Annotated in this window: 11 protein-coding genes; 1 reads left to right on the top strand and 10 read right to left on the bottom strand. The window is 58.9% G+C overall.

The features are described from left to right. Window positions 1–478 precede the first annotated feature (478 nt). Genes Q7F15_RS07580 through Q7F15_RS07570 form a run of 3 tightly spaced genes read right to left on the bottom strand, consistent with a single transcriptional unit; the run spans window position 479 to window position 4,363 of the window. Window positions 479–1,828: a glutamine synthetase family protein gene (locus Q7F15_RS07580; protein WP_230077096.1), complete on the bottom strand. Its 1,350-nt coding sequence runs from the start codon at window positions 1,826–1,828 to the stop codon at window positions 479–481. A gap of 40 nt (window positions 1,829–1,868) precedes the next feature. Then, window positions 1,869–3,197: an APC family permease gene (locus Q7F15_RS07575; protein ID WP_171566948.1), complete on the bottom strand. Its 1,329-nt coding sequence runs from the start codon at window positions 3,195–3,197 to the stop codon at window positions 1,869–1,871. A gap of 11 nt (window positions 3,198–3,208) precedes the next feature. After that, entirely contained in the window at window positions 3,209–4,363 is a 1,155-nt protein-coding gene (locus Q7F15_RS07570; RefSeq protein WP_304415332.1) for an amidohydrolase family protein, read from the bottom strand. Between the two features lie 269 nt (window positions 4,364–4,632). On the opposite strand from Q7F15_RS07570, the gene Q7F15_RS07565 reads away from it, so the two are divergent. Next, on the top strand, window positions 4,633–6,417 hold the full coding sequence (locus tag Q7F15_RS07565) for a sigma 54-interacting transcriptional regulator (protein ID WP_212131909.1): 1,785 nt from the start codon (window positions 4,633–4,635) through the stop codon (window positions 6,415–6,417). 59 nt (window positions 6,418–6,476) lie between these two features. Here the strand turns inward: Q7F15_RS07565 and rnc are convergent, their stop codons facing one another. The 7 genes from rnc to plsX all read right to left on the bottom strand — a co-directional run bounded on the left by rnc (window position 6,477) and on the right by plsX (window position 12,632). Continuing rightward, the gene (rnc, locus tag Q7F15_RS07560; protein WP_171566945.1) at window positions 6,477–7,178 is read right to left on the bottom strand and encodes a ribonuclease III; all 702 of its coding nucleotides are present in this window, start codon (window positions 7,176–7,178) and stop codon (window positions 6,477–6,479) included. 39 nt (window positions 7,179–7,217) lie between these two features. Next, window positions 7,218–8,453: a beta-ketoacyl-ACP synthase II gene (gene fabF, locus Q7F15_RS07555; RefSeq protein ID WP_171566944.1), complete on the bottom strand. Its 1,236-nt coding sequence runs from the start codon at window positions 8,451–8,453 to the stop codon at window positions 7,218–7,220. 138 nt (window positions 8,454–8,591) lie between these two features. After that, on the bottom strand, window positions 8,592–8,825 hold the full coding sequence (locus Q7F15_RS07550; protein ID WP_171566943.1) for an acyl carrier protein: 234 nt from the start codon (window positions 8,823–8,825) through the stop codon (window positions 8,592–8,594). Between the two features lie 88 nt (window positions 8,826–8,913). Beyond that, window positions 8,914–9,654: a 3-oxoacyl-[acyl-carrier-protein] reductase gene (gene fabG / locus Q7F15_RS07545; RefSeq protein WP_171566942.1), complete on the bottom strand. Its 741-nt coding sequence runs from the start codon at window positions 9,652–9,654 to the stop codon at window positions 8,914–8,916. After that, complete coding sequence (fabD, locus tag Q7F15_RS07540) at window positions 9,648–10,598, bottom strand: ACP S-malonyltransferase (protein WP_304415331.1); 951 nt, start codon at window positions 10,596–10,598, stop codon at window positions 9,648–9,650. Before fabD ends, fabG begins: the two co-directional genes overlap by 7 nt. Before the next feature lie 16 nt (window positions 10,599–10,614). Continuing rightward, window positions 10,615–11,619, bottom strand: a complete 1,005-nt coding sequence (locus Q7F15_RS07535) for a beta-ketoacyl-ACP synthase III (RefSeq protein ID WP_171567013.1) — start codon at window positions 11,617–11,619, stop codon at window positions 10,615–10,617. Between the two features lie 5 nt (window positions 11,620–11,624). Continuing rightward, a complete protein-coding gene (gene plsX, locus Q7F15_RS07530; RefSeq protein WP_171566940.1) occupies window positions 11,625–12,632 on the bottom strand; it encodes a phosphate acyltransferase PlsX in 1,008 nt (335 codons plus the stop codon). Window positions 12,633–12,640: the final 8 nt, after the last annotated feature.

Below are 12,640 nucleotides of genomic sequence, written 5' to 3'. Positions count from 1 at the left end.
CGTCCGGCGCATGCGATCACACACCCGCTGCGTCCGGCGCTGTCGCCTGCCGAGCGGGCCCGTGTCGCCGCCGGGCGGGGGCCCTGAAAGAAAGCCCCTGCTGGGAAACAGGAGCAAGTCATCTGCATAAAACCCAATGTGAGATTAGTGTACCATAGAATAACAGCCGAACGAAGACCTTTCCCCACCAGGCACATAGACAAACCCGATGCTGCCCGTTTTTTGGCGGACGGAAAAAAACAGTCTTCGCCTAGCGCATGGTTCTTGTCGTCCGTCTTCCCTGGCACCGCTTGTCCCGCCTGCGGAACAGAAGCATGTCAATGGCCAAAAGACGATCGCGAAGCAGGCAGCGTTTTTAAGGCTTGCCTGCAACTGTAATAGTTTATCACAGAACGGCCGTTTGTCGAGAACAAAGAAGCTCCTCTCCGGCATCCCGCCGAAGAAGAGCCCTGTTTCGTTCACCTGTATGCCTTTGTGGTCAAAACCGCTGCGCAAACAGCCGGCGTTCCCAGTCGCTTACGTGCCGGGTGTATTTCTCCCATTCCGTACGCTTTATCTTGATATACTCTTCCCAGATCTCGCGGCCGATCGCCTGGGCCAATATGGTGTCCTGGCTCAGGCTGTCCACCGCCTCTTCCAGCGTCCGCGGCAGGCGGGCAATCCCCCGTTCCTGCATCTGCGCCTCAGTGAGCCAGCTGACGTCATCGCTCGCCGGCTCGCCGGGATGAATGCGGTTGTGAATGCCGTCGAGACCGGCGGCCACGAGACAGGCTGACAGCAGGTATGGATTGCAGGTGCCATCTCCCCCGCGGAATTCAAACCGGCGAGTACGCCGCTTCTCCGGGATGCGCACCAGGACGGAGCGATTGCCTGCGCCGTAGCAGATGTGGGCCGGCGCCCACGTGCCCGGCCGCATCCGCTTGTACGAATTGATGCTCGGCGCTCCGATGGCGATCAGGGAGCGGCCGTGTTTGAGCAGGCCGCCGATAAAATGGTACGCCTTTTCCGACAAATCCAGTCCGCGCGGGTCAGTGTTGTCGGCGAACAGGTTCTCTCCCGCGTCGTTGTACAGGCTGATGTGCACGTGCAGGCCACTGCCGGCCAGGTGCTCGAACGGCTTGGGCATCAGTGTGCCGATCAGTCCCTTGTCGCGCGCGATCTGCTTGAACACCTGCTTGAACGTCACCTGGTCATCCGTCGCCTGTAAAGCATGCGTGTAGCGCAGGTTGACTTCCAGTTGACCCGGTCCGTATTCGCTGGAAATCTGTTCAGTCCTCACGCCCATCGCCTCCAGCGCATGGACGAACGATTGCACGAAATCCTCCTGGATATCGACGCCGTCAGGAGAAAAACAGTGGCTGTCGTCGGCGGGGACGAGCCGGCCGTTTTCCTCTCGTAACAGGTAGGCCTCCTGCTCGTAAGCCATGTACATCCTGCCGCCCATGACCGACTCCACTTCCTTCAGCAGCCGCTTCAGCGCATGGCGGGGACAGCCCGGCCAGGGGTCGCCGTTTTCGTCCACCAGGTCGCAAAGCATGCGGGCGGTTTTTCTGCGGTAGGGCAGGATGACAAAGGTAGCTGGATCCGGAACGGCGAAGAAATCACCGTCCCCGGCCCCGTACATCGGGTTGGGAATGTACTCGTCGAAGCTGTCGAAACTCATGATGGCCGTGCTGAAGTTGATGCCTCTCTCCATCGCATCCCGCAAATTGTCCGGGCGAATCGTTCTGCCTCGGATCAACCCGGCGTAGTCCAGAAACTCCACGCGAATGAATTCAATCTCCTGTTCCTTTACAATCTTCATGACATCGTCTGCTGTGTACATCATGCGTCTCTCCTTTCCTGTAAGGTGCTGCATGCGAAACGGCTTACAATTCCAGCGTCGTTGACTTGTCCTTGAACACGCGGCTGCGGATGAAGAGGTACACTGCCCCCAGCGCCAGCCAGGCGATTCCCGCCTTGATCGCCAGCGGATCCATGGAGGTCAGCACGTAGGCGATTACGCTCATACCGATCAGTGGACAGAGCAAATGAGCGACAACCTGCCGGGATTTTTGGCGAATGGTGAAATGGACAATGACGGACAGATGGAGCACCACAAAACTGGTGAGCGCCCCGAAGTTGACCAGATTGGTGAGCAGCGGCATGTGGTCTTGAAAGCCGAGACTGACGATCAGCGACACCACCGCGACGAGCACGGTGCTCACGTAGGGCGTTTGGTACCGGGGATGGACCTTGGCCAAAACAGCGGGAAGTTTGCGGTCGCGCCCCATCGAAAACAGAATGCGGGATATGGCCGCCTGCGCCACCAGCGCCGCAGAGATGCCCCACGACAAAACAGTGGCGAGGATGGACACCGTCTTCAGCCACACTCCTCCGGCGGCACCGGCGATTTCGTAGAAAGCCGTATCGAGACTGTCAAACTGCATGCCTCGCCCCAGATCGCTCGCCACCCAGGTCTGCGCGATAAACAGAAAACCGACGGTGAAGAGTGCTGTCACGCTTGCCCGCCCGACCGCCTTGCTGCCCCCTTTGACCTCTTCGGAGAGCGTGGATATCGCGTCAAACCCGAGAAAGGAGAGAACTGCGATGGAGACTGCACTCATCACCAGATTCAGGTCAAAATGTTCCGCGTCATAGATCGGCTTGACGGTAAAACCGCCGCTCCCCAGCAGCGCAGTGACGCCGGCGATTAAAAACAACACCAGCACGGCGAACAGGATGATCAGCATGATCTTGTTGGCTCTCGCCGTGAACTCCACGCCGCGCACGTTGATGACCGTGTTGACGGCGAGAAACAGCACGATCCAGACCCAGGCGGGAATCGTCGGAACCAGGGAAGTCAGCGCGTTGGCGCTCACCACGTAACAGAGGGAAGGGATGAGGATGTAGTCCAGCAGGATTGCCCAGCCGGAAAAGAAGCCCACGGTTTCGTGGATGCCGCGCTGCGCGTACGCGTAGACCGAACCAGCGACGGGAAACGCCTCAGACATGCGCGCATAGCTCAACGCCGTAAAAATCATCCCGGCCATGCCGATCAGGTATGCCAGCGCCACCATCCCTTTCGAGGCATCGGCAACGTAGCCGTACACGCCGAATGGCGCAATCGGCACCATGAAGATCAAGCCGTACACGAGCAGATCCCAAAAGCTGAGCGCTCTTTTCAACTCCTGCTTGTAACCGAATTGCTCAATCATGCTAGCCCACCTCACCAGGCAATCTCGTACACCTCGGTAAAATTGCGGTACAGCACCCCTTCGGCAATGTGCAGGGCCACTTCGGCATCCATGTAGTCACGCGCAATCCACCCTTCCAGCACGCGCGTGAAGCACTCCTTGAACAAGTGCACGCCCAGCCAATTCATCTCCGGCAGGGTAAACGCGTCTGAACCGTACATCACCTTGGAAAACGGCGCAAATTCAAAGACGTGCGAGAGAATCCGCTCCACCCCGTGGCCGATAAACGGATTCTGCAGGGAAATGTCCAGATAGACACGGGGCAGTACACTGGCGATAAAGGCTGCCTCCTCCACCCACGGATAACCGCCGTGGACAAGGTGCACCTTTGTGTCGATGTACTTCTTGTCGCGCAGAAGATTCATAAGCCTGGCGGGGTTCGCCTTGGTCAGCACGACCTCGCCGTCGCCCACGCCGGTATGGATATGCATCGCCTTGTCGGCGGCCGTACATTCTTCCAGGGCGACGTGCAGACAGTAATCGCGCAACGCCTTTACGGTCGCCCGCGGATCAGAGCAGAATGCCGCGTACTCCTCCGCTGCCGCCCGCTCGTCCATCGGGCCGATCTCCAGACCGCTGCGGTAGGCGATGATCGTTTTCAAACCGAGAATGCGCTCCCCTTTCAACGCCTCGCGCAGATCGGCCCGATACCGCTCGGCAAACGAACCAAACTCCCTGCACTCCTCCCGCAGCCTGACCATGACCGGCTCGATGCGGTACACTTCCCAATACGGCACGCCCGTCATGTCGGCGTATGCCTCCTCGGACAGGCGCGGCTGCGGATAGCCGAAATCCAGCAGCAGTCCGGCGATGTTGGCGTCACGGAACAAGGCCCGGGTATACTCCCGCGGATCGCTCGCCAGCCGATTGCGACAGGCCACCACCTCTTCCAGCACCGGATCACAGCCGTAATACGCTGCCAAGCGCTGAATGGTGATCTGCGTGTACATGTTGGTTCCGGGAACGGGCTGCTTGGGGTGGCCGCGTTCCACGGTTTGGAACATGCCGGGAACAACGGATAAGGACAGCTTGCGAACAAATTCTGCAGGCGACAGCGGGGATGCCTGCTGCAGATACGGGTGGCAGTGGACGTCCACCGCCTTGATGGGACGCAGATCCAGTGTCATCATGATCCTCCTTTCAGGGGCTGTCACACGTTACGGGAAGCAATCTGCATGCCAGCTGCTCCTTCGGCATTTAGGCGTTTTTGCAAGGGAGTAAAGCGACAAAAAAAGAGCGCCGAAAAAAATTTTGCGCAAAATATTTTTGAATCTATTGAATATTTGGATAAACGATCCTATAGTGAAGCTATAGTGAAGTCAGGAATGCTGCTGTTTTGAAACGGCGTTTCCGGCAAAACGACAAACATTTTGCGCCAGAGGGGGCTTTTTTCACCATGACTGTGATTGCGCTCAACGACGTGTGGAACGCCTGCTTTGAGTGCATGGTGATCGTCGATGAGGAAGGCAGCGTGCTGGACCTCAACCGTTCGGCCATGCGCTTGTTTTCGCTCGGCCCCGGGGATTTCGCCGGTGTCTCCCTCTGCGAATTGCTGGGTGACAGGTCATTTGGCCGGTATCTCAAGGCGGACAAGGAAACGACCGGCATCTCCGTCTGCATCGGCACCCAGGAGTTGATTGCCAACGTGGTCCCGCTCTATCGCGACCTGGAGCAGACGCGATATGTGATCATCCTTAAGAACATGACTCAGCAGCAGCAGTTGAAATACCAGCTGCAAGCCATGAACGAAGTCAAGCTCCTGTACGACGCCGTGCTGGACGAACTGGAGGAAGGGGTCTGTGTGGTCAACACGGAGGGGCGGGTCCTCTTTTACAACCGGAAGATGGGGGAGATCGACCTTCGCGAGCCGGCGTCAGTCAGGGGCAGGCGCATGTTTGACGTGTGGCCCGCGCTCGACGAGCAGTCCAACCCGCTATTGGTGGCGATGAAACTGTCCAAAACGCTGCACCATCGGGAGACGCACTTTACCCCGAACGGCCGGGCAGTGACCACGCTCTCCCGCACCACTCCCCTGTTTGTGGGCGAGCAGAAACGGGGCGCGATTCAGGTCTTGCGGGACATCACGGAGCAAAAGCAGCTGGCCGAATCCATCCAACAGCTCCGCAAGGCGGACGAGACGAAGCCCGCCTCCCCCCGGCCGCTCCCCAGGCAGAACCAGACGCGTTTCCGTTTCACGGACATCGTCTACGTCAGCCGCGAGATGGGACACATTGTAGAACAGGCGAGACGGGCGGCACGCTCTTCTTCCTCCGTGCTGATCATCGGCGAGACGGGCACGGGAAAGGAGTTATTTGCACAGAGCATTCACAACGAAAGTCCGCGGCGATCGGCACCGTTTATCGCGCAAAACTGCGCGGCCCTGCCGGAAGGTTTGCTGGAAGGTCTGCTCTTTGGGACCGCTCCGGGCAGTTTTACGGGGGCGGTGGACAGGCCGGGCCTGTTTGAGCAGGCCAACGGCGGCACGCTGCTGCTGGACGAACTGAATGCGATGAGCCCCAATCTGCAGGCAAAGCTTTTGCGCGTCTTGCAGGAGAAAAAATGTCAAAGGCTGGGATCGGCCAAGGTCGTGGACGTGGATGTGCGGATTATCGCCACGATCAATGAAGATCCGCTGGAGGCCATCCGGCATGGGCGGCTTCGTGAAGATTTGTTTTACCGTCTGAGCGTGGTCAACCTGTACATCCCGCCGCTGCGCAAGCGAAGGGAGGACATTCCGGCCCTGATCGACGCGTTTCTGGCCAAGCATGGCAGAGCGCTTGACGTGAAGGTGACCGGCATCGATCCGGACGTTTACAGCCACCTGCTGGCGTTCGCCTGGCCGGGCAATGTCCGCCAGTTGGAGCACGTGATCGAGGGCTGCCTCAATCTCATGTACGACGACGGCCCGATCCGGTTCGAACACCTGCCGTACGCGTTTCGCGAGATGATCATCCGGCAGCTCCCTGACGCTTTTCCGGATGCGCCGCAGGCAGTTACCGCGCCGATTCGCCTCTCCGGCAGTCTGGAGCAACAAGTCGCTCGGCTGGAGCAGGAGCTGATCCGCCAGGCCCTGCGCGAAACCAACGGAAACATCACCAAGGCGGGGGAGCGGCTGGGAATTTCCCGCCAACATCTCAACTACAAGCTAAAAAAGTACGGCATGACCAAAAAGCAAGCCTAACAAAAAAACCCGTTTTCCCTCATGGGGAGAACGGGTTTTCTCACGAATCAGCGGGCGATCTACTTCGCTCCCAGTTTGATCAACGCCCGGGCAGCCGCCTGCTGTTCCGCCTCTTTTTTGGATCGCCCGCTGCCCATGCCGAGCGGACGGTTGTTCAGGAGCACTTCGGACACAAACTCCCGGTTGTGCGCCGGCCCCTTTTCCTCCACGATGCGGTACTGAATTTCCCCCAGGTTATCCTGCTGGACGAACTCCTGAAGCTGACTCTTGAAGTCGGTGACCTGGGCAAACTCGCCCTTGTCCACTCGCGGATAGACGTACTTTTCCATGAAGTGAAAGACTGCGTCCAGTCCCTGATCAAGGTAAAGCGCGCCAATAAACGCCTCAAACACGTCCGCCAGTAGCGCGGGCCGCTGCCGGCCGCCTGTCAGTTCTTCCCCTTTTCCCAGCAGAACGAGATCGCCAAAGTTTAGCAGTTCGGCAAATTTGACCAATGACGGCTCGCAGACAATCGCTGCCCGCAGTTTCGTCATTTCTCCTTCGCTCATTTTGGGGAAGGTCTTGTAGAGAAATTGCGAAACGGTCAGTTCCAGGACGGCATCGCCGAGAAACTCCAGCCGCTCGTTGTCCTGGATGCGCTTGCCGCGCTGCTCATTGACATAGGAAGAATGGGTGAAGGCTTGCCGCAATACGTTCTCGTCGCGAAATCGAATACCGATGGTTTCTTGCAGCTCCGAGAAGTTCATGACGCTCACCACCATTCTTGAAGACTTCCTGCGCTTCTTTCCGGCAGGAACCATTTATGCCTCAAACCGCTTCAAGACGATCGTGGCATTGTGACCGCCAAACCCAAACGAGTTGGACATGGCTACCTTCACGTCCGCCTTGCGCGCTTGATTGGGTACGTAGTCGAGGTCGCACTCAGGATCGGGGTTCTCCAGGTTGATCGTCGGCGGGAGAATCTGATCGCGCAGCGCCAACGCCGACGCAATCGCTTCCACACCTCCGGTCGCCCCGAGCATGTGACCGGTCATCGACTTGGTCGAGCTGACCGCCAGCTTGTAGGCATGGTCGCCAAACACGCTCTTGATCGCCTGCGTTTCGGAAATGTCACCTTGATCCGTAGAGGTGCCGTGTGCATTAATATAATCCACATCCGTCGGTTCAATACCGGCGTCACGCAGCGCGTTTCTCATGCAGCGGGCCTGCCCCTCCGGTGACGGGGCGGTGATGTGGTAGGCGTCCGCACTCATGCCGTAGCCGATCACTTCCGCCAAAATGGTTGCTCCCCGCTTTTTCGCGTGCTCCAGCTCTTCGAGAATGAGCACGCCCGCTCCTTCGCCCATGACGAACCCGTCGCGGTCGATGTCAAACGGACGGCTCGCCTTTTCCGGCTCGTCGTTGCGGGTGGACATCGCTTTGGCGGAACAGAAACCGGCAAACGCCATCGGCCGGATCGTCGCTTCCGCACCGCCGGTGATCATCGCGTCGGCGTGACCGTGCTGGATCAGCCGGAAGGCATCTCCGATTGCGTTCGTCCCCGTCGCGCACGCGGTAATTGCGCTGGACGTCGGCCCTTTTGCTCCGTACTGGATGGAGACGGCTCCGGATGCCATGTTGGCGATCATCATCGGGATAAAAAACGGGCTGACACGGCGCGGTCCCTTTTCCAACAGCACCAGGTGCTGCTCTTCCCAGGTAGTCAGACCGCCGATACCTGATCCGATGTATACACCCACGCGTTCCGCATTCTCAGCCGTAATCTCCAACTTGGCGTCTTCCATCGCCATTTTGGTGGCAGCCAACGCAAACTGAACGAATCGGTCTGTACGTCGGATTTCCCTCTTGTCCAGGTACGCCTCGGGATTGAAATCCTTTACTTCCCCCGCAATCTGCGTAGGGTAGTCGGAGGCGTCAAATGCCGTGATGCGCCCGATTCCCGATTTTCCTTCCAGCAAGCTGTTCCAGAAGGTCTTCGCGTCATTACCCACGGGGGAGATGACGCCGACACCGGTAATCACCACTCGTCGTTTCATTACGATCACCTCTATGTGTAAGTCAGCTCTCCGCTTCCTTGTTCTTCGCCTGGTTACGGTTGGAAAGCTCTGCGGCAAAATCGAGCCGGGTGTGTGAAGGGAGAAGTCCCGCGTGACACGGGACTTCCACTGAACAGACTACTTGTGAGATTCTATGTAAGCTACAACCTCACCAACAGTAGTGATTTTTTCAGCGTCTTCGTCAGAGATTTCCATATCGAACTCGTCTTCCAGTTCCATTACGAGTTCCACTACATCCAGGGAGTCGGCACCCAAGTCATCTTTGAAAGAAGCTTCCAAAGTTACCTTGGATTCCTCTACACCCAGACGATCGACGATGATTTTCTTCACACGTTCCAACGTGTCTGCCATTTTGCTTCACCCCCTCTCCCCGTATTATAGTGGATGAGCCTGCAAAACACCAGTTGAGTCAGGCTCTTGCTGCTTGTACGCGTGCGCCTTACATGTACATGCCGCCGTCGACGTGCAGGGTTTGGCCGGTCATGTAGTTGGCCGCGTCCGAGGCGAGGAACAGAACCACCCCGGCGATGTCGTCCGCCTGGCCGAGTCGGCCCAACGGAATCTGGCCCAGCATGGACGCCTTGACGTCCTCGGGCAGGTTCGCAGTCATGTCCGTGTCGATAAAACCGGGGGCGACCGCGTTTACGGTAATGCCGCGGGATGCCAGCTCACGCGCGGCCGTCTTCGTCAATCCGATTACGCCGGCCTTGGCTGCCACGTAGTTGGCTTGGCCGGGATTGCCCAGCACGCCGACGACAGAAGTGATATTGATGATCTTGCCGGAACGCTGTTTCATCATGGGACGGGTGGCCGCTTTCAGGCAGTTGAAGACGCCTTTCAGGTTGGTGGAGATCACCTCGTCCCACTCTTCCTCTTTCATCCGCATCAGCAGATTGTCGCGCGTGATGCCAGCGTTGTTGACGAGAATGTCAATCGTACCGAAGCGCTCCAGCGCCTCTTTGAACATCTCGTTTACTTCTTCGGCATTGGCCACGTTGGCACGAATCATGATCGCCTCGCGCCCCAGTTCCTTTACCTTGGCCACTGTTTCCGCAGCCGCCGCCTCACTGCCGGCGTAGTTGACCACGACGTTGGCTCCCGCTTCCGCCAGCCGCAGTGCAATCGCGCGGCCGATTCCGCGGGAAGCGCCGGTGACCAGCGCGGTTTTGCCTGCTAGCATAATACCCCTCCGTTCAACAGTTCATGTAACGATTCCATATCCTGAACGGAAACGATCGTCGTCCCCGTCGGCGCAATCTTTTTGATCAGGCCAGCCAGCACTTTGCCCGGGCCGATCTCCACAAAGGTGGTAACGCCCTGTTCCGCCATCCAGCGGACGGAATCCTCCCACAGTACCGGAGCGGCCACCTGCTTCACGAGGTTGTCGACAATTGCCGCCGCTGCCGTCTCCGGACGGGCCGATACGTTTGCCACCACCGGCACCCGAGCGTCTTTCACGTCAATGTTGGCCAGCACGCCCTTAAGCCGCTCCGCCGCTGGCTGCATCAGACTGGAGTGGAACGGGCCGCTGACGTTGAGCGGCAGAACGCGTTTGGCGCCGGCCGCTTTCGCCTGCTCACCGGCCAGCCGCACACCCTCCGCCGTACCGGAGATCACGATCTGTCCGGGGCCGTTCATATTGGCGGGCTGGACGGGGTGACCTGATGCAGTCACCGTTTCGCAGACGTCCTGCAGGGCCTGCCGGTCCATGCCGAGCACGGCTGCCATCGCTCCCTGACCGGCTGGCACAGCCTCCTCCATGAATTGACCGCGGGCGCGGACCACTTTCACTGCGTCGGCGAATTCCATCGACTCGGCGGCCACCAGCGCCGAATACTCGCCCAGGCTGTGTCCGGCCACGTAATCGGGCACCACGTCCGGTCGTTGCTCGCGAAGCGCGGCCAGAACCGCGACGCTGGTCGTCAGGATTGCCGGCTGCGTGTTGACCGTCAGCCGCAGCTCTTCTTCCGGTCCTTCAAAGCAGAGCGACGACAGCGAAAAGCCGAGCGCTTCGTCTGCACGTTCAAACACTTCGCGGGCAGCTGCGGACTGTTCGGCAAGCGACCGACCCATTCCGACGAACTGGGACCCCTGTCCCGGGAAGACAAAAGCCACTTTGCTCATTGCACGATTTCCTCCTTTAAGCCGGTGTGGTGGACCACTTCAACAGGGCTGCACCCCATGTCAGTCCTCCGCCGAAGCCGACGAGGACGACGTTGTCGCCTTCTTTCAGGCGCCCCTCTGCCACCGCTTCGTCCAGCGCGACGGGAATGGACGCGGACGACATGTTGCCGTAGCGGTCCAGGTTGATCGCCACTTTGTCCTCCGACAAGCCGAAGCGCTGGATGGCTGCGTCGATAATCCGTTTGTTGGCCTGGTGGGGAACCAGCAGGTCGATCGCTTCTTTCGGTGTCCCCGACTTCTCCAGCACCGCTTCCGTCGCCGAATTCATGACGCGGACGGCGAATTTGAACACTTCACTGCCGGTCATCGAGATGTAGTGCAGGTTTTTTTCCACCGATTCGCTGGAGGCCGGAATCCGCGACCCGCCCGCAGGCATACACAGGAGCGGTCCGCCGGAACCGTCAGCGCCCAGCTCAAACGCCTGGAATCCGAAGCCCTCGCCCACCGGTCCGAGCAGGGCCGCACCGGCACCGTCGCCAAACAGAACGCAGGTGTTGCGGTCCTTGTAGTTTGTGATTTTGGACAGGGTTTCCACCCCGACGACGAGAACGTAGCGGTACAGTCCGTTGGCAATGAACTGGCTGCCCGTGGCGATCCCGTAAAGGAACCCGGTGCAGGCCGCCGAAACGTCCAGCGCGGCTGCGCGGGAAGCGCCCAGTTTCTCCTGCAGGATGCAGGCCGTCGACGGGAACATCATGTCGGGTGTAACGGTGGCTACGATGATCATGTCCAGCTCTTCCGGACTGATCCCAGCTTTCGCCAGCGCATTTTTGGCTGCTTCGTACGCCAGATCGGAGGACGCCTGATCCGGTGCGCTGATGCGGCGCTCGCGAATCCCGGTGCGAGTGACGATCCACTCATCAGACGTTTCCACCATTTTTTCCAGATCAAAATTGGTCAGCACTCTCTCCGGCGTGTAGGAACCTGTCGCCAAAATCCCTACGGGGCGCAATTCCTTCATTGGTTTCACTCGCTTTCTCCCGATTGGTTTTTCTGTAGTGCGTCCTGGATAAAACCGTTCACATCCTCAGCAACAAAACGGACAGCACTGGCTATCGCGTTTTTGATCGCACGCTCGTCAGACGATCCGTGCGCCTTGATCACAGGCCGGCGCAGTCCCAGCAGCGGAGCGCCACCGTATTCGGCGTAATCCATCCGCTGCTTGAAGCGGACCAGGCTCGGTTTCAACATGGCCGCACCTACTTTATTAATCAGGCTGGAAGTAAATTCCTGCTTGAGCAAGGAAAAGATGGTAGAAGCGGTACCTTCCATCGCTTTCAACAGCACATTGCCGACAAAGCCGTCGCAAACCAACACATCGCATGCTCCCTGCATCACGTCGCGCGCCTCCACGTTGCCGACGAAGTGCAGGTCGGTCCGCGCCAGCAACGGAAAGACGGCCTTGGTCAGTTCGTTTCCTTTGCCCTCTTCTGTTCCGACGTTCAAGAGACCGACCGTCGGTCGTTCGAAGCCGAGCACTTTTTCCGCGTACAGGCTGCCCATCACGGCGTACTGGAAGAGATGATGGGGCTTGGCGTCCATGTTGGCTCCCACGTCAAGCGTCAGCGTTGCCCTCCCCTTGATATTGGGGATGAATGCCGCCAGCGCCGGCCGCTCGATTCCTTCCATACGTCCGGCGTACAACAGGCCGGCCGTCATCAACGCTCCCGTATTGCCCGCCGAAATGGCAGCGTCCACTTTTCCTTCCCGGGCCAGTTCGACGGCCACCACGAGCGACGCCCCTTTTTTGCGCCGGACAGCCCGTACTGGTTCGTCGTCAGGTTCAATGACTTCCGACGCCGGGTGGATTTCCAATCCCGCAGGAAGCTCTCCCGGAAGTTCGCGCCGGATCGCCTGCTCGTCGCCGACCAGCACGATCTCAAGTGACGAATTCTCCCTGACCGCCTGCAAAGCGCCCAGCACCGTGCTGCGCGGCGCGTTGTCGCCTCCCATCGCATCCAATGCAATTCGCAACCGTGACT

Source organism: Brevibacillus aydinogluensis (assembly GCF_961514395.1).
GTDB classification, from domain to species: Bacteria; Bacillota; Bacilli; order Brevibacillales; family Brevibacillaceae; genus Brevibacillus; species Brevibacillus aydinogluensis.
Note: the sequence above shows the minus strand (reverse complement) of the source record. Positions and strands in the feature narration are given on the sequence as shown.